The following is a 16,508-nucleotide window of genomic DNA, read 5'->3' on the forward strand; positions in this document are numbered from 1 at the left end:
GGCCGTTCAATCCAGCCGAATCCACTTGAGCGACACACTATGCTCGACTAAGGGCTTGGCTTTAATGACATCGACGAAAAATACACAGGCGCCGCAGGCCCCTAAGCCAGCAGGACTCGTGCGGGAATATCCGGCGGGATCGCAGGCCTTTCCGCATCGCGATCTGCTCGGCATTGGCCGGCTCCAGCGGCACGAAATTCTCTATATGTTGGACGAGGCCGAACAATGGGTCGCGCTCAATCGCCAATCTGCGAAACACAGCGACGCGCTGGCCGGGCTGACAATCATCAATGCATTTTTCGAAAACAGCACGCGCACGCTGTTGAGTTTTGAGATTGCCGGGAAACGGCTGGGCGCTGACGTGGTCAATATGCACGCGGCGCAATCTTCGGTGAAGAAGGGCGAAACGCTGATTGATACCGCGATTACGCTCAACGCGATGCGCGCCGATGCGATTGTCATCCGCCACGGTTCGAGCGGGGCGGTGGAGCTGATTGCGAGTAAGGTCGATTGTCCCGTGCTGAATGCGGGTGACGGCCAGCATGAACACCCGACACAGGCGCTGCTCGATGCGCTGGCTTTGCGCCATTCCTTACGCGAACGCGGGCACAATGCGGATGATTTTACCGGACTGACGGTGACCATTTGCGGCGATATTCTGCACAGCCGGGTCGCGCGTTCAAACATTTTGTGCCTGACCGCCTTGGGTGCAAATGTGCGGCTTTGTGCGCCGCCTGCGCTGATGCCCGACGAGGTTGAAGCAATGGGCGCACAGCCGTTCCACAATTTCGACAAGGCGCTGGATGGCAGCGATGTGGTGATGATGCTGCGGCTCCAGACCGAGCGGATGGAGGGGCAATTTATCCCTTCGGCGCGCGAATATCATCATCTGTTCGGACTGACGATGGAGCGGCTGAAACGCGCCGCACCTGATGCATTGGTGATGCATCCCGGACCAATGAACCGCGGTGTCGAGATAGACAGCGAAGTGGCCGATTTGCTCGATCGGTCGATTATCACGAGGCAGGTCGAAATGGGTGTCGCAATAAGGATGGCGGCGCTCGATGTGCTAACGCGCAAGCGGCGCGGCGTAGAGGGCTGGGCCGATGCGGACCTGAATGCGGGGGCACAATGGGCATGAAACAGCGCATCCCCCTGATAATCACCAACGGCACACTGGTTTTGCCGGAAGGCACCGCCAGGGGCGCGGTTCGCTGTGTGGATGGAATGATTTCAGAAGTTGGCGATGTCTCGCCGCAAGATGGCGATGAAACAGTCGATGCGAAGGGCAAGTTGATTGCACCCGGCCTGGTCGATTTCGGCGTATTTGCAGTCGACAAGCCTGCGTTTCATTTTGGCGGGATTACACGTGCTGCGGTGATGCCTGATCAGAACCCGCCGCTCGATTATCCGTCGCGGGTCAAGCTGGTCGCGCAGAGCGGCAAGCCCGATCTGTGGGTGCATCCGCTGGCTGCAGCAACCAAAAGTCTCGAGGGCCGTGAACTGGCCGAAATCGGCCTGATGAAGGACGCAGGCGCGCGCGGTGTTGCCACGGGTCGTAACTGGATTGCTAATTCAGGCGCGATGCTGCGGCTGCTTCAGTATGCAGCGATGCTCGATCTGGTTGTGGTGAGCCACGCAGAGGACGCAGGCATTGCCGGCACTGCTTCGGCGACTTCGGGCGATATGGCGACGCGCTCGGGTCTGCCCAGCGCCCCTGCCGAAGCTGAAGCGCTGGCAGTCGCGCGCGATATTGCGCTGGCGGAAATGGCCGGGGCACGGCTGCATTTGCGGCAAGTAACCACAGCTGCGGCGCTAGATCTGGTTCGCGGCGCAAAACGGCGCGGTGTGCAAGTTACCGCCGGGGTGACGCCTGCGCATTTTATGCTGTCTGATCTCGCCACTGCAGAGTTTCGTACTTTCGCAAGGCTGTCGCCGCCCTTGCGCAAGGAAGTCGACCGTCGGGCGGTTATCGCCGCAATTGGCGACGGGACGATCGATACTATTTCGTCGGGACATGATCCGCGCGGGCCAGAGGACAAACGCCTGCCCTTCGCCGATGCTGAGCCTGGAATGGCGGGTGCAGAAACGCTGCTGGCGATGACGCTGACTTTGGTGCGAGATGATGTGATTTCTATCGAACGAGCCTTTGACTTGCTGTCCGCTGCGCCTGCGCGTTTGCTTGGTGCGAATTGCGGCATCTTGGCGGCTGGCAAAGAGGCCGATTTGTGCATAGTCGATCCGGAAAAGCCGTGGATTGTCGATTCCAGCCAGATGGCGGCCACTGCAGGCAACACGCCTTTTGATGGCCAGCCAACTCAGGGGCGTGCCACCGCTATATTCAAAGGCGGCGTGCGGATTACCGCTTAAGCGGGAACAGCCTGCCGTAAGTCAGGCAGCGCCATAGCCATTCCAGCGGGCCATAACGGAACCGTTCGAGCCATGGTTTTGACCACAGCAGCATCACTGCCCATGCGCCCAGTACCACCAGATAAAGCTGCGCCCGGGTCAATTCGCCAAACAGGCCCAGGCCCCAGCCATGGAACACGGTGACCATTAGCACTGATGTGCCTAGATAGTTGGTAAATGCCGCCCGGCCTGCAGCACTTAGCCGAGATCCCAGCCATCCATTGGCCGATGGCGCCCATCCGGACAGCAAAGCGGCAAGTCCTAGCGCCATCATGATACGGGGTATGGGCGACAGGCCCATAAAGGCCGCCAGTGTGGCATAATAAGTGAAGCCTGCTGACTGGGTCCATAGACCAATCAAGAGGGTGAGGGCAGCGCCGACTATCAGGCCAATCCAGCCCCACATCCGCTGCTTTGATTGATCGAGCCGGCAGTCGAACATTCCCATTCGGTAAATTGCCATGCCAATCAGCATTAGCGGCAAGGTTTCCCAAATGAAAAGGAGCAGGTTTGCAAAAGGATCTGCGGCGTGTTCGCTGAAATTATGCGCAACATAGCCAGCATAATCGCCCCCGGAAATAAGCGGCAATTCGGCTGCGTCATCGTCCAGCGCTATGGCCTGCCCCTCAGCCAGTGTGGTCCGGGTTTCAGCCATCGCCGCGCTTTCTCCAAACGGGGTATCGGCGATATAATGCAGCGGCACCATCATAGCGGCATAGACCAGGGCACCGGCAAGATAGCCGCAGATGCCGACAATCAATTGCGTTTTGGCCCGCAGTTTCAGGAACAGCAAAGCGATAAGCCCGGTCAGCGCGTAATAGGTTAGAATGTCGCCTTTCCAGATGAAAAAGAAATGTATGAGGCCAAACACCAGCAGGAACATAAGCCGCTTGGCTTGCAGCCATCTGGTGGAGCCGCGTGCCCAAGCCTTCTCCATAAACAGCATCATGCCTGCGCCGAAAAGGAGCGTGAACAATGCCCGCATTTTCCCATCGACAATGATGAACTGGGCAATCCACATCGAAGCGGAATATTCGCCATTATCGGTCATGAATGCCTCGGGCCACATATAGGCTGAGAATGGCTGGCCAAAAGCGACGATATTGGCCGCCAAAATGCCCAAAACAGCAATCCCGCGAATGAAATCAAGGCTTGAAATGCGCGATCCGCCACTTGCCGAGACGGGCTGGACGTGGCCCTCATCGTCAGGAGTGACTGCTGGTTCTTGTGCGGCAAGAGATTCTGATGGTGACATGATTACCCCCTCGGTCGTGCGGAGGGTGTAGCACCAGTGATGGATGTCAGTCAGCCCCTGAGGGAAAAATCAGCTCGAACTAGCAGTTATTTGGTCACGATGCAGTCTTGGCCACTGCGCTTGAGCGCATCGCATGCGGTCTGCGCGCCTGACCGGTTGGGATATCCGCCGACTTGCAATTTGACCACGCGGCCAGCGGGTACGATGAACTTCGATTTCCCCGATATTGCTGCATTGCTGGCCAGCCGCGACCACAATTTGTCGGCGTTCGAGGGGACCGAAAATGCCCCAAGCTGGATACGCCATGGGCCGCTGGAGCTGGCTGCCGGGGCAGCTTTTGGCGTCGCTGCGGGGGTTGGCTTTGGGACTTCGCTGCGCGGTGCGGCAGCGGTTCTGATCGGTGGTGCCTCACTCCGTGGTTGAACTGCATCAGGCCGGGCAAAATCTGCGCCTGCCTGCGCGGGGCTTTCGGTTCCGGTAACGCGGCTGGCCTCTGCGACGGCAGCTCTGGCTGCGGCAACCGAAGGTGGCACGCTTGTGCTGCGGATTGCCTGCGGAATTCGGCTTGTCGCCGTTGGCAGCGGGGCGGTTGAAGGTGCTGATCTTGGCACTGACTGGGAGGGAATTTGCGTGCCCGCCAGCTCAGTGCCGATCCCCAAATCGCGCGAAGCAAATTGCTGCGATCGTTTGGCGGTTGCATTCTGCTTGAGCGTTTGTGCCAGAAGCTGTGCTTGTTGGCGCTGATCCATGGGAATGAAATTATCCATTTGGGCAAGGCCCATCTTGGCAGGTTCGAACCCTTCCGCATTGGACAATGTCATCAGCGCATAGGCGCGGACCCAGTCTTTGCCCACCAGGTCGCCGTTGAAATGGCCGATACCTAGTAAATATTGAGCACGCGGGTTGCCACGGTCGGCAGAGGCAATGACGTAGGGCATCGCTTCTTCGCGGCGGCCGCTTTGGAAAAGCAACAAGCCATAGGTGTCGATTGCACGGATGTGCCCCTGCGCGGCTGCTTTGGCGATGAGAACTTCTGCCTGCGCGCTGTTTTGTTCGACGCCCCGTCCAAGCCGGTATGCCTGCGCCATGTTAAATTGGGCATCGGCATCGCCGCTGGCTGCCAGATCGCGCCATTCGCGCACCGCAGTCGTGTAATCTCCGCGATCCCAAGCCTCAAAGCCCCGGTCGAGATCGGCCATCGCAGGTGCGGCCCAACTGAATGCCATTCCCAATGTCAGGGCGGATGCCAGAACGCTTAATGCACGTGAACTTATCATAGCTGCTTCGCGAACCTTCTGTAAATTCTGCCTGCGCCTTAAACATACTACAGTGAACAAGGCGTTAGGAAAGAATTTCTTGCCCACCCACTTAGGCGAAACTGGCTGGCCGCCCGCACTTTCCCGAAAAATGACTATGACACGGCAGCTACGTTAACTCAAAATTAGGGGTATCCTGCGATTTCAGTCTCCGAACCGCATTTGGGCGGGCATTGAAACGGATTCAGGGGGACCAGGCCTTGCGTGTACTGGCGTTGGCATCACAAAAAGGTGGATCGGGTAAGACCACACTTTCCGGACATCTGGCAGTTCAGGCGCAACGCGCCGGAGCTGGACCGGTTGTATTGATCGACATTGATCCACAAGGATCGCTGGCTGATTGGTGGAATGAACGGGAGGCGGAATATCCAGCCTTTGCGCAAACAACCGTCGCCCGCCTTGCCAGCGATTTGCAAGTTTTGCGTCAGCAGGGCTTTAAACTCGCAGTAATTGATACGCCTCCGGCGATCACTATGGCGATCCAATCAGTTATCGGCGTGGCCGAACTGATTGTTGTCCCAACTCGTCCCAGTCCACATGATTTGCGCGCTGTTGGCGCTACCGTGGATTTGTGCGAACGTGCCGGTAAGCCGCTTGTGTTTGTCGTCAACGCTGCAACACCGAAAGCCAAGATTACTTCGGAAGCCGCCGTTGCCCTGTCGCAGCACGGAACCGTTGCCCCGATTACGCTCCACCACCGCACAGACTATGCCGCATCGATGATCGATGGACGCACAGTGATGGAAGTCGACCCCAACAGCCGCAGCGCAGCCGAAGTTACCGCGCTATGGAGCTATATGGCGGACCGTCTTGAGAAGAATTTCCGCCGCACCGTTTTTGCTGCTCCTGGTTCAATGTCGCAAGTTGCGCCTTCACACCGTCCATCTGGTGGCTTTGGCCGCCGGGTCGCTCAGTAATCGAGCGGGAACGGAACAAAGGCGGAGACCAATATTATGACCGATAGCAGTTTTGCATCATTGAGCCCGACTTTGTTGGCTCGCAAAGGCGGCGCAAAGCCAGCCATGCGGCCGCAGGCTGCCATTCTAACCGGCGGCGCAGGTGCCAATGCGGCTGCAGCGCACAATCTTGAAGACCTTGGTTGGAATGATATGGGCGATGCTGAAGAGCCGCGTCACGACGCTGAAATCCTTCAACTAACGCCTGCTCCGGCCAATCCCGAAGCAGAGGCCGAAGCGCGTCATAATGACGAAGAAGCGCAAGCCTTGCTCGCCGACATTCCGGCCAAAAGACCGGTCGTGTTGGAACAGCAAGACAAAATCGCGGAACATGTCGCTGTTCAATCCCAGCCAAAACTGGCTGAACAAATTGCTCAGCCCAAGGCCCAGATTCGGACCCCGCGTAAGCGACGCTCCGCCTTGGAACGCGGTAAAAGAGCGGCATTTACGCTCCGGCTTGACGCCGAACGCCATCTAAAATTGCGGCTTGCCTGCACCTTGCGCAATCGCAGTGCGCAGCAAATCGTAACCGATGCACTCGACCAGATGCTGGGCTCCATGCCCGACGTAAAATCACTCGCCGCGCAAGCGCGCAATTCGGAATAGATAGAGGAACTCACTATGCCCAAGATAGCCAACCATAACCGGGCCATCATGCTGGCCGTGACGACTGCTCTAGCGTCGACCGCGCTCGCAGGCTGCACCACAACTGCCGCCGCGCCGGCCGATATGTCTGCTTCGAAGGCGCAAACCGCGCTTGCGAAGGGCAATACAAATCAAGCTATCAGTCATGCTGAAGCCACTGTCATGGCCGATCCACGCAATGCAGGGTACCGGGCCATGCTTGGCGCTGTCTATATGGAGGCAGGCCGGTTCACCTCGGCGGCCACCAGCTTTAAAGATGCGATGGATTTGGGCGACAATAACGGGCGCATCGCGCTTAGCCTTGCGTTAGCGCAGATTGCCGCCGGTCAGCAGCAACCGGCATTGTCGACGCTTAGCAAATATGGTGATTCGATTGATGCGAGCGATCTTGGCTTGGCCATGTCGCTGGCGGGCCGGCCTGAGCAGGGTGTCCATATCCTCGGAAATGCGCTTCGCGGCGGTCAGGCCACTGCAAAAGTGCGTCAGAACCTCGCCTATTCGTATGCGCTTATGGGCAATTGGCGCGCTGCTCGCCTGATGGCGGCAGAAGACGTCCCGGCAAACCTGCTGGGTGACCGGATGAGCGAATGGGCGCAAACAGCCGCCCCTGAAAACTATCAGGCACGTGTGGCCAATCTACTGGATGTGCCGTTGGTCGGCGATGCGGGGCAGCCTGCTATGCTTGCGCTCGCCAACCATGCAACTCCAAGTCAGCTTGCAGCAGAATCTCTGCCATCTGCGCCGGTTCCAGCAACTCAAACAGCGACGGCGGGCAATTTTGCGGCCGCCGCGCCGCAATATGAACTGCCTGCTCTCTCCTCGCGGCCCGAAAAGGCCGGCGGCGAGCTCCCGGCGAGGCAAGCCTATACTGCGCCTTTTGCGGATGCCACTGTTTCAGTTGCAGCTAACATTGTACCGGCAACAGCTGATCCCAAAAGCTTTGAGGATGCCTTCGTTGGCAGCGCGACTGGTGCTGCATCCAAACCGCGGGTTGCCTCAAACTCCGTGACTTATGTTTCAAGCCCGACCGTCCAGAAGCTACAAAACGCACCTGCTGCCGGCCTTGGTGCTGTCAGCCCTGTGGCTCAGGCGTCTACTAATTCGCCACAAGCTGGCGACCATTTGGTCCAGCTCGGCTCGTTCTCCAGCGAGGCTGGAGCCGAACGTGCCTGGGGCATTTATTTGAAGCGCTACCCGCAGTTGAAGAACTATCAGATGGTCATCACCGAAGCGCGTGTGCGCGGAAAAACCTATTTCCGGGTATCAGCGGGCGGTTTCCAGCGCGCAGCTGCAAGCAGCATGTGTTCGAGCGTGAAGGCGAATAGCCAAGGGTGCTTCGCATGGGCGGCCAACAAGCCACTCCCCGGCGCAGTTGATCGCGGCGTGAGAATGGCCAGTCGCTAATCTGGACTGCTATTTTGGGCCGTAAATTTTACACCGACACAATTAGATAACAGCGAGAACGCCCTTCCTTAACCGGGAGGGCGTTTTTTCTTGCGAAACATTCGCAATAGACTTGCTATTGAGAATAAGTCGCATTAGTAATATCCCGAACAGCCGGGAGATTGCGCCTTTGTATATCTGCATTTGCAACGCCATCAGGGAAACTGATCTGCGCCGTGCCGCTTGCAAATCGCAAGGCGATGCCGAGGCGGTTTATGCGGCGTTGGGCAAACGCCCCAATTGCGGCCAATGCCTTGAAGAAGCCGAATTGATTGTCGCCGAAGAGCGTGAAATGGCTCTGATGCCAGCTTACGCCGAATAGTTTCTTACAAACGCAAATCACTCGCAGCTGCCGGAAATCAGCCATTTTCTACCATCTGTACCTTGCCATGCACGTTCAGGACTGTGCATAATTGCATCCTGTTCAATTTAGGAGACGAGCCATGAAAGGCGATCCCAAAGTCATCGAATTTCTCAATAAGGCGCTGACTAACGAACTGACCGCGATCAACCAATACTGGCTGCATTACCGTGTGCTCGATGATTGGGGGGTGACCAAACTGGCCGAATATGAACGGCACGAATCGATTGATGAGATGAAGCATGCCGACATGCTGGCAGAGAGAATTCTGTTCCTGAACGGCCTTCCTAATTTTCAGGCAATCCACAAGCTGAAAGTCGGCGAGACTGTCGAAGAAATCCTTAAAGCCGATCTTGCGGTCGAGCATGAGGCCATTCCGCTATTGATTGACGCGATCGAGTATTGTGAAACTGCGCGCGATTATGGAAGCCGTGATTTGTTCGCCAGCATCCTGTCGAGCGAGGAAGAGCATGTCGATTTCCTTGAAACCCAATTCGACATGATTGAACGGATGGGCCTCGAAAATTACGTCCAGTTGCAAAGCAAACCGGCGGGCGAGGGCGAGTAAAGCCCTATCCCTGCCAATTATCCCCGCCAACTATCCCCGCCAACTATCCCCGGCAGCTATCCGCGCCGTCTATTTATCAGCGAAGGGGTTTTTCGAACTTTTCAGCGTGACGCGAACCGGCACCGATTCGAACCCGAGCTGCTTGCGAATGCCGTTGATCAAATAGCGTTCGTAACTCGTTGGCAGCATTTCCAGCCGTGTGCCAAACACCACAAAACGCGGCGGGCGGGTGCTCGATTGGGTAATATAGCGCAGTTTGATGCGTTTACCCTTCGGGGCTGGCGGCGGATTGTTGGTCAGTGCATGGTCGAACCAGCGGTTGAGCGCGGCGGTGGGCACGCGCTTTGACCAGCTAGCGCGGATTTCAAATGCCGATGACAACATTGTGTCGAGACCTTTGCCCGACAGCGCGCTGACCGCGAACAATGGCACGCCCTTGACCTGCGCCAAACCTTCATCGAGCGCGTGACGGATACCGTTGAACAGGCTGCTCGCGTCTTGTGCGATGTCCCATTTGTTGATCGCGATAATTAGTGCGCGGCCTTCTTCGAGAACTTGGCTGGCGATTTTCAAATCCTGATGCTCAAGGCCCTGGGTGGCATCGAGAAGCAGTACGACCACCTCGGCGAAATCAATCGCAAGCTTCGCGTCCTGCACAGCGAGCTTTTCCAGCTTCTCGGTCACGCGGGCGCGTTTGCGCATTCCGGCAGTGTCGATCAGGCGGATGTCGCGGGTTTCGCCAGTACGCGGATCGTTCCATTTCCAGTCAACCGCAATCGAATCGCGTGTGATTCCGGCCTCGGGGCCGGTCAACAGACGGTCTTCGCCCAGCAGCCGGTTAATCAGCGTACTTTTGCCTGCGTTGGGGCGGCCCACGATGGCGAGCTTTAGCGGGCCGGACAAATCCTCATCTTCGGGCACATAATCTTCGCCAGCTTCTTCGGCGGCATCGCGAGCGGCCTGCACAGACACTTTCTTGGCTGCCGCAGCTTCGGCCTCTTCGGCTTCGATTCGCGCTTCGCTGTCGCCAATAATTGGCCATAGCGCGCCAAACAAATCAGCAATGCCTTCGCCGTGTTCAGCGGAAACAGGAACAGGGTCGCCAAAGCCGAGCGCATAGCTTTCGTAAATGCCCGGCTCTGCGGATTTGCCCTCGGCTTTGTTGCAAACCATCACCACAGGCACTTTTTGGCTGCGCAGCCAGAGCGCGATTTCCTCGTCGAGCGTGGTGATTCCAGCGCGAGCATCAATCACCATCATCGCAGCATCGGCGCCGACCAAGCTGATTTCGGTTTGCTTTCGCATCCGGCCGGGCAGCGTTTCGGGATCGTCATCTTCCCAACCGGCGGTATCGACCACTTGGAATTTCAGGCCGGCAATCTCGGCATCGCCTGTGCGGCGGTCGCGTGTGACGCCGGGCTGGTCGTCAACCAGCGCGAGCTTCTTGCCAACCAGACGGTTGAACAAAGTCGATTTTCCGACGTTCGGACGGCCGATGATGATAACTTGTGGGAGCATGATTGGGCGCAGTTGGAACTTAAAGTGCCAATTGGCAAGGTTTGTGAGAAATGTGGTTGATTTATGTTAACCAATATCGGGAGGGGGATTCTAACCCAAATCGGCAAATAGACGCCGCATGATACATCGGATTACATTTGGCATCGTTGCCGCTTTGCTGGTCGGTTCAGTTCCGGCAGTTGCTGAAACATCGGCGACGGCAAGCTATTCAAACAGTTCGGTGAACAGCCAGGAACTGCCCGCCTATTTGCAATGCGTACCCTATGCTCGCGAGCAATCTGGCATCCAAATTTACGGCGATGCACATACGTGGTGGGATCAGGCCGAAGGGAAGTTTGATCGCGGCAACCGGCCAAAAGTCGGCGCGGTTATGGCATTTCAGCCGCACCGCAATATGCGGCTTGGTCATGTTGCCGCAGTTAGCAAAGTGATCGACAGCCGGACTGTTTTGCTACGCCATTCCAATTGGTCGCCGATAAACGGCCGCCGCGGTCAAATTGAAAATGATGTCCGCGCGATAGATGTATCTGCGACCAATGATTGGAGCCAAGTCCGCGTTTGGTATGATCCGATTCAAGGTTTGGGCAAAAGCCCGTGGCCGATCCATGGCTTTATCTATCCCGAAAAAGCCAGAAGCTTCTCCCAGCCGGTGCAAGTCGCCCGTGCAGCGCCGCAATCCCGCAGTGCAGCGCAAGCCCCCGTTCGTCCGGCCCGCACAACATCGCCAGCGTTCGCAAACGCATTCGCCAGCTTAGAAGCCAAACCGCTACCTCGGCCAGCGAATGCGCAATCTCGCAACCAGTCGCAGCGTGCGTCACGGCATCAACAGCCAAGGGTTGCTGCTCCCGTAATTCGTCAGGCAGTCCAGCGTGTCCAGCCTGCACCGCAGACGCGCAGCGATGACTTTTCAGACGTGTTGGCGAAATACGATAATTGAATTCTAATCACTGGTTGAGTCTTCACGCGCCGCCTTCGTTCGCGGCCAAATTGTCGATATATTGAACGGCGGCGCAGCTTGGTTCTCGCCCCAATTCGCACGCCATACCAAACAGTCGGCGCGCTTCGCTGACATTCTGGCTGACCCCGCGCCCGTCCAGATATTGGCGGCCCAAATTCTCACACGCCTCGCGGTTTCCCGCTTCGCAAGCGGTTCCAAAGATTGAAGCAGCCTTCGCCTGATCCTGCGGCACCACTTTGCCGTCGAGATAAAAGCTACCGACCAGATTGCAGCCCGCCGCATTGCTTACATTGCATGACCCGTTCGCAAGGCTGAACGCTGTCGCAGGATTAACGACCACGCCAGTGCCGTTGAGATAAAGGATGGCGAGCAAGTTGCACGCACCTTGCTGTCCAACGGCGCAACCAGTCTCGAAAATCGCTGCGGCGGCGGAGGCATCCTTTGCCAGTCCGTATCCGGCCAGCTTGCGCGACCCGAACGCTTCACACACTTCTCCCGCGCCATTGTTACACGCCAGGTTGAAGAAATATTCTGCGCGTGCCGGTTCGGCGGGAACACCAAGTCCATCAGCGTAAATCTGGCCTAGTTTCCCGCAAGAAGGCCAGAACCCTCCAGAGCAAGCCGTTTCAGCCAGCGCCAAGGCTCTCGCCTGACTGGCGGTGATTCCATTTGCGGTGCTGTAAGCGTCAGAGGCGGCGCCGCAAGCGGGAGCGTATCCCGCATCGCAACCTTTCAACCAATAACGAACTGCGATGACCATGTCCGGAGCTGTGCCCTGACCGCGACTATGGATCAGCGCGACATTGAAGCATGATTTACCTAGGCCGGCATCGCAGCTTTGATTGTAAGAGGCGAGCGCGGCCGCAAAATCGCCAGCGCGGTAAGCCTCGTTGGCTTGCTGGTGTACTGTTTCCGCGGGGTGGAGTTCCTGCGCAGCAGCCACCCAGGGCAACCCGAGAAGGGCGGCCAAAGTGAGTATGCTGCGCAGAAGGTGCCGCATCAATCAGCTTTGGCAATTGGTGGTTCTTCGCCCAAATCTTCGTACCAAGCTTCGACCGGGCCTTTGAGCTTGATCGTCAGCGGCTGTCCCTTGCGGTCCATCGTCTTGCCCGCTTGAACGCGAACCCAGCCTTCGGAGATGCTGTATTCCTCGATGTCGGTGCGAACATTGCCCTTGAAGCGGATGCCGACGCCGCGCTGAAGTTTCTCAGCGTCAAAGAATTTACTGCGCGGATTGACCGAAATCTGATCCGGCGGGACGTCTGGACCTGTCTTGGCCGGAGCTGTCTCGGCGCCTGTTGTGTCAGGGCTTGTATCGGGGGTTTGATTGTCGCTCATTATGCATTCCTGGCAGTTATTATCTGACTCGCGCCCCTAATGCGCTGACGGCGGGGCTGCAAGCTGCATCGGCAATCAGCCCGCCCAATGCACAATCCCTACTGAACGGGCGCTGAAACCGGTCAATCTGCCGAATATTTCTGCCTTAGCGCTGGTTTAGGCATCGCAGCGCTTGCCCTTTTGCGCGGGGCCTTTTAAGGGCACGCCCTTGCTCGCGAGGTAATGCTGAAAAGCGTTGTTGCGCGGTATCGTTCGGGTTGCGGGCGTGGCGGAATTGGTAGACGCGCTGGTTTTAGGTACCAGTATCTTACGATGTGGGGGTTCGAGTCCCTTCGCCCGCACCAGAACGCCGCCTGCGCCTCGTAGAAATACGAGCGGAAAATACCAGATTTTGAAAAGGTTTAAGTAGCGCACCATGCAGATTAAAGAGACCACCAACGAAGGCCTCAAGCGCGCCTATCAGGTGACCATTCCGGCAGCAGATATTAGCAGCCGAATCGACGCCGAGATCAAGAAGGTTGCCCCGCAGGTCAAAATGCCCGGCTTCCGTCCTGGAAAAGTGCCAGCGAATCTGGTCAAAAAGATGCACGGCGAACAAATCCACGCGCAAACCGTCAATGACGTGATCCGCGAATCAGTTGATGAAGTTCTGAAGCAGAAGGCGCTGCGTCCTGCGATGCAGCCCGCGATTGACCTCGAAGAAGGTTATGAAGAAGGCAAGGACGCGATCGTAAAGATCGATCTGGAAATCCTGCCTGTCATTGAAACGCCTGATGTCGAAGGCCTCAAGCTTGAGCGTCTGACAGTGCCGGTTGCCGATAAGGCCGTTGAAGAAGCGCTGCAAAACATCGCTGATCAGCAAAAAAGCTACAAAGACGCGCCGAAATCGAAGAAAGCCGCTGACGGCGATCAGCTAATCATCGATTTCACTGGCAGCGTTGATGGTGTTGAGTTTGAAGGCGGCAAGGCTGAAGACGCTCCGCTGGTTATCGGTTCGGGCCAATTCATTCCCGGTTTTGAAGAGCAATTGACTGGTGCGAAAACCGGCGACGAGAAAACCATCACGGTCACGTTCCCGACGGATTACCAAGCCGAACATCTCGCCGGCAAGGAAGCGCAATTCGCGGTTGTCGTTAAGCAAGTGAAGGTCGAAGGCGACACGAAGCTTGATGATGATTTCGCCACTTCGCTTGGCCTCGACAGCCTTGATAAGCTGAAAGAGCTTCTCAAAGGTCAGCTGGAGCAGGAAACAAACGGCCTGACGCGCACGCAGATGAAGCGCCAATTGCTCGATCAATTGGCTGCCGGCCATGATTTTGATGTTCCAGAGAAAATGGTTGAAGCCGAGTTTGAACAAATTTGGGCACAGCTTCAGCAAGAAGCCGCTAAGGATGAAGATCCTGATGGCGCGCTGAAGGAAATCGAAGCCGAGAAAGATGACTACCGCAATATCGCAGAACGTCGCGTGCGTTTGGGCCTGTTGCTTTCCGAAATCGGTCAGAAGAACGGCGTTGAAGTTTCTCAACAGGAAATGAGCATGCTGATCCAGCAAGCGGCGCAGCAATATCGCAATGAAGACCGCGAACGCTTCGTTCAGTACATCAATTCAGAGCCAATGGCTGCTGCACAGCTGCGCGCACCATTGTATGAAGACAAAGTTGTCGACTTCCTGTTCGACAAAGCTGAAGTAACCGACCGCGAAGTAACGCGTGAAGAGCTGGAAGCGGCAATCGAAGCTGATGAAGCTGCCGAAGAAGCGGCTGCCAAGCAAAAGGCTCCGGCCAAAAAGAAAGCAGCGGCTAAGAAGGCTCCGGCCAAGAAGGCGGCCCCTAAGAAAGAGGCAGCCAAGAAGGCTGACGATAAGCCAGCTGCGAAGAAAGCTCCGGCTAAGAAGGCGGCCCCAAAAAAGGAAGCTGCTGAGAAACAACCTGCAGCCAAGAAGGCTCCTGCAAAGAAGCCTGCCGCAAAGAAAGCTGCTCCTAAGAAGAAGTAAGCTTCGCTTAGATTCGAGAAAGGGCGGGGCGCATATCAGTGCGCTCCGCCTTTTTTTATGGCTGACTATCGCTCGGCTGAGTCTGCATCCCACCGCTCAAAGCTGGGCTTAGGGAGTTGGGCGCTGCGGGCGCGCTCATAGGCGGCGCCTAATTTCAGCACCTCATGATCGGCCCATTTGGCTCCGAAGAAGCTGATTCCGATGGGCAGCCGTTCCACTTGACCCATGGGTACGGTCAGATGAGGATAGCCCGCAATAGCAGCCGGACTTCCGAAGCCGATGCTGCCATTGAAATTGTCACCATTGACCAGATCGCTGGTCCAGCTTGGGCCTCTCGTCGGGGCGACCAGAAACTGCACGGCGTGTTTTGCCAGCAGCATGTCGAGCGTTTCTTTGCCAGCTATTCGCACGGCATTTTCGCGAGCTTTCTCGTATGCCTCGCGGTCGGTCGACTGTTCGGCGGTTTGAAATATGCTTTGTCCGAAATAGCGCATCTCGGTCCCAGCATTGGCTTCATTAAAAGCGATGAGATCAGCAAGGCTGCGCGGAGTTGGGTCCTCACCCTCCATTTCCGGAATGGACTCAAGATACTTTCCCATTTCCTCGCGCAATTCGAACAACAGCACGGTGAAGCTGTCGCCATACATCTTAGTGTTGGGTTCAAATTCCACATCGACAAGCACGGCCCCGGCGCGCTCCAGATCAGCAAGAGCGATCTCGAAAACGGTCTCGACATCATCACGATTGCCGATCTGATCTCGCATCACGCCAATGCGAACGCCTTCAAGAGAATAGGCTGAAAGGCCAGAGGTGTAGTCGGTCAGTCGGTTTGGAACAGTCGATGTCACTGCGTCTGCAGAGTCCTCACCAGCGATGGCGCCCAATAGCATTGCTGCGTCCATGACAGTCAGGGCCATCGGGCCTGCCGTATCTTGGGTGCTGCTGATTGGCACCACGTGAGTTCGGCTTACAAGACCGACACTGGGCTTGAAACCAACAACTCCATTGATGCTCGCGGGGCAGGTAATCGAACCGTTGGTTTCTGTTCCGATGGCGGCCCATGCGAACCCTGCTGCGACGGCCGCACCGCTGCCTGATGAAGAGCCGCAGGAATTGCGGTCAATCGCGTGCGGATTTCGGGTAAGGCCGCCGATTGCGCTCCATCCGCTGGTCGAGCTGTTGTCGCGGATATTGGCCCATTCGGACAAGTTGGTTTTGCCAAGAACGATGCCACCGTTAACGCGTAAATTGGCAATCAAAGGCGCATCGCGCCGCGTCATATTGTTTTGAAGTGCCAGACTGCCGGCCGTGGTAGGCCATTCGGCGGTTTCGATATTGTCTTTGACTAACACCGTTTTACCTTCAAGCGGCAGTTCAACCCGGGAGACAGCCAGATCGGCAGCGCCGGGGTTGTATGCAATGACTGCATTGAGCATGGGGCCGGCATCATCCAGCGTTTCGATCCGGTGAATTTGGTCCTTTACTTCAGCTACGCGGGCGGAGGCCGGGCCGCCATTGGTAAAAGCGGGCGGCTGTTCTTGCGCGAAAGCGAGACTAGCGCCGCCAAAATAGCATGCGCTGGACAGAAGCGCGGCGAGCGGGATTTTATGGATTATCATGCACCGCAGACTGCCAGTTTGGTAATTTATCGCAAGGCTTGTGTTGCATGGCGGGACAGCGGTTCTGCTTTTACCCGCAATTTACCTCCGCCCTTTACAGCTCCACCACCCAGGGAAAATTGAGAGGGC

General features: G+C 56.9%; 15 protein-coding genes and 1 tRNA gene. 10 read left to right on the forward strand and 6 right to left on the reverse strand.

What is annotated here, in order from left to right:
* Positions 1 to 64 precede the first annotated feature (64 nt).
* Positions 65 to 1,141, forward strand: a complete 1,077-nt coding sequence (locus GRI36_RS05330) for an aspartate carbamoyltransferase catalytic subunit (RefSeq protein WP_160597513.1) — start codon at positions 65 to 67, stop codon at positions 1,139 to 1,141.
* Positions 1,138 to 2,370 carry a dihydroorotase gene (locus GRI36_RS05335; RefSeq protein WP_160597514.1) on the forward strand — a complete coding sequence of 411 codons (1,233 nt, stop codon included), beginning with the start codon at positions 1,138 to 1,140 and terminating at the stop codon, positions 2,368 to 2,370. The genes GRI36_RS05330 and GRI36_RS05335 overlap by 4 nt, the downstream gene beginning before the upstream one ends.
* On the opposite strand, the gene GRI36_RS05340 is transcribed toward GRI36_RS05335, so the two are convergent.
* Together GRI36_RS05340 and GRI36_RS05345 are read right to left on the reverse strand one after the other, a co-directional pair.
* Positions 2,360 to 3,664, reverse strand: a complete 1,305-nt coding sequence (locus tag GRI36_RS05340; RefSeq protein WP_160597515.1) for a DUF418 domain-containing protein — start codon at positions 3,662 to 3,664, stop codon at positions 2,360 to 2,362. The two genes, GRI36_RS05335 and GRI36_RS05340, sit on opposite strands and share 11 nt — an antisense overlap.
* 86 nt (positions 3,665 to 3,750) lie before the next feature.
* The gene (locus GRI36_RS05345) at positions 3,751 to 4,941 is read right to left on the reverse strand and encodes an SPOR domain-containing protein (RefSeq protein WP_160597516.1); all 1,191 of its coding nucleotides are present in this window, start codon (positions 4,939 to 4,941) and stop codon (positions 3,751 to 3,753) included.
* A gap of 239 nt (positions 4,942 to 5,180) precedes the next feature.
* Here GRI36_RS05345 and GRI36_RS05350 point away from each other — a divergent pair, with 239 nt between their 5' ends.
* The 5 genes from GRI36_RS05350 (at position 5,181) to bfr (ending at position 8,953) form a co-directional block, all read left to right on the forward strand.
* The gene (locus tag GRI36_RS05350; protein ID WP_160597517.1) at positions 5,181 to 5,897 is read left to right on the forward strand and encodes a ParA family protein; all 717 of its coding nucleotides are present in this window, start codon (positions 5,181 to 5,183) and stop codon (positions 5,895 to 5,897) included.
* 36 nt (positions 5,898 to 5,933) lie between these two features.
* Entirely contained in the window at positions 5,934 to 6,542 is a 609-nt protein-coding gene (locus tag GRI36_RS05355; RefSeq protein ID WP_160597518.1) for a hypothetical protein, read from the forward strand.
* Between the two features lie 15 nt (positions 6,543 to 6,557).
* Complete coding sequence (locus tag GRI36_RS05360) at positions 6,558 to 7,985, forward strand: SPOR domain-containing protein (protein ID WP_160597519.1); 1,428 nt, start codon at positions 6,558 to 6,560, stop codon at positions 7,983 to 7,985.
* Between the two features lie 169 nt (positions 7,986 to 8,154).
* On the forward strand, positions 8,155 to 8,346 hold the full coding sequence (locus GRI36_RS05365) for a (2Fe-2S)-binding protein (protein WP_160597520.1): 192 nt from the start codon (positions 8,155 to 8,157) through the stop codon (positions 8,344 to 8,346).
* A gap of 121 nt (positions 8,347 to 8,467) precedes the next feature.
* On the forward strand, positions 8,468 to 8,953 hold the full coding sequence (gene bfr / locus GRI36_RS05370; protein ID WP_160597521.1) for a bacterioferritin: 486 nt from the start codon (positions 8,468 to 8,470) through the stop codon (positions 8,951 to 8,953).
* Between the two features lie 69 nt (positions 8,954 to 9,022).
* Here bfr and der read toward each other — a convergent pair whose 3' ends face one another.
* Complete coding sequence (gene der / locus GRI36_RS05375; protein WP_160597522.1) at positions 9,023 to 10,471, reverse strand: ribosome biogenesis GTPase Der; 1,449 nt, start codon at positions 10,469 to 10,471, stop codon at positions 9,023 to 9,025.
* A gap of 118 nt (positions 10,472 to 10,589) precedes the next feature.
* Here der and GRI36_RS05380 point away from each other — a divergent pair, with 118 nt between their 5' ends.
* Positions 10,590 to 11,408: a CHAP domain-containing protein gene (locus GRI36_RS05380; protein ID WP_160597523.1), complete on the forward strand. Its 819-nt coding sequence runs from the start codon at positions 10,590 to 10,592 to the stop codon at positions 11,406 to 11,408.
* A 22-nt stretch (positions 11,409 to 11,430) separates the two neighbouring features.
* Here GRI36_RS05380 and GRI36_RS05385 read toward each other — a convergent pair whose 3' ends face one another.
* Positions 11,431 to 12,429 carry a tetratricopeptide repeat protein gene (locus GRI36_RS05385; RefSeq protein ID WP_160597524.1) on the reverse strand — a complete coding sequence of 333 codons (999 nt, stop codon included), beginning with the start codon at positions 12,427 to 12,429 and terminating at the stop codon, positions 11,431 to 11,433.
* A complete protein-coding gene (locus tag GRI36_RS05390; RefSeq protein WP_160597525.1) occupies positions 12,429 to 12,767 on the reverse strand; it encodes a DUF3297 family protein in 339 nt (112 codons plus the stop codon). Before GRI36_RS05390 ends, GRI36_RS05385 begins: the two co-directional genes overlap by 1 nt.
* Positions 12,768 to 13,026: 259 nt before the next feature.
* Between GRI36_RS05390 and GRI36_RS05395 the strand changes: the two genes are divergently transcribed.
* Together GRI36_RS05395 and tig are read left to right on the forward strand one after the other, a co-directional pair.
* Positions 13,027 to 13,111: transfer RNA gene (locus GRI36_RS05395), tRNA-Leu, on the forward strand.
* A gap of 71 nt (positions 13,112 to 13,182) precedes the next feature.
* Positions 13,183 to 14,760: a trigger factor gene (gene tig, locus GRI36_RS05400; RefSeq protein WP_160597526.1), complete on the forward strand. Its 1,578-nt coding sequence runs from the start codon at positions 13,183 to 13,185 to the stop codon at positions 14,758 to 14,760.
* A gap of 65 nt (positions 14,761 to 14,825) precedes the next feature.
* Here tig and GRI36_RS05405 read toward each other — a convergent pair whose 3' ends face one another.
* On the reverse strand, positions 14,826 to 16,379 hold the full coding sequence (locus GRI36_RS05405; protein WP_160597527.1) for an amidase: 1,554 nt from the start codon (positions 16,377 to 16,379) through the stop codon (positions 14,826 to 14,828).
* Between the last annotated feature and the right edge of the window lie 129 nt (positions 16,380 to 16,508).

The sequence above is a fragment of the Pontixanthobacter gangjinensis genome, assembly GCF_009827545.1.
GTDB lineage: Bacteria > Pseudomonadota > Alphaproteobacteria > Sphingomonadales > Sphingomonadaceae > Pontixanthobacter > Pontixanthobacter gangjinensis.

Excerpts from the sequence above, each read along its gene's own strand:
- GRI36_RS05405 (WP_160597527.1), bottom strand. The coding sequence starts at position 16,379 with ATGATAATCCATAAAATCCCGCTCGCCGCGCTTCTGTCCAGCGCATGC.
- bfr (WP_160597521.1), top strand. The coding sequence starts at position 8,468 with ATGAAAGGCGATCCCAAAGTCATCGAATTTCTCAATAAGGCGCTGACT.
- der (WP_160597522.1), bottom strand. The coding sequence starts at position 10,471 with ATGCTCCCACAAGTTATCATCATCGGCCGTCCGAACGTCGGAAAATCG.
- GRI36_RS05380 (WP_160597523.1), top strand. The coding sequence starts at position 10,590 with ATGATACATCGGATTACATTTGGCATCGTTGCCGCTTTGCTGGTCGGT.
- GRI36_RS05390 (WP_160597525.1), bottom strand. The coding sequence starts at position 12,767 with ATGAGCGACAATCAAACCCCCGATACAAGCCCTGACACAACAGGCGCC.
- GRI36_RS05360 (WP_160597519.1), top strand. The coding sequence starts at position 6,558 with ATGCCCAAGATAGCCAACCATAACCGGGCCATCATGCTGGCCGTGACG.
- GRI36_RS05345 (WP_160597516.1), bottom strand. The coding sequence starts at position 4,941 with ATGATAAGTTCACGTGCATTAAGCGTTCTGGCATCCGCCCTGACATTG.
- GRI36_RS05340 (WP_160597515.1), bottom strand. The coding sequence starts at position 3,664 with ATGTCACCATCAGAATCTCTTGCCGCACAAGAACCAGCAGTCACTCCT.
- GRI36_RS05330 (WP_160597513.1), top strand. The coding sequence starts at position 65 with ATGACATCGACGAAAAATACACAGGCGCCGCAGGCCCCTAAGCCAGCA.
- tig (WP_160597526.1), top strand. The coding sequence starts at position 13,183 with ATGCAGATTAAAGAGACCACCAACGAAGGCCTCAAGCGCGCCTATCAG.
- GRI36_RS05335 (WP_160597514.1), top strand. The coding sequence starts at position 1,138 with ATGAAACAGCGCATCCCCCTGATAATCACCAACGGCACACTGGTTTTG.
- GRI36_RS05385 (WP_160597524.1), bottom strand. The coding sequence starts at position 12,429 with ATGCGGCACCTTCTGCGCAGCATACTCACTTTGGCCGCCCTTCTCGGG.
- GRI36_RS05355 (WP_160597518.1), top strand. The coding sequence starts at position 5,934 with ATGACCGATAGCAGTTTTGCATCATTGAGCCCGACTTTGTTGGCTCGC.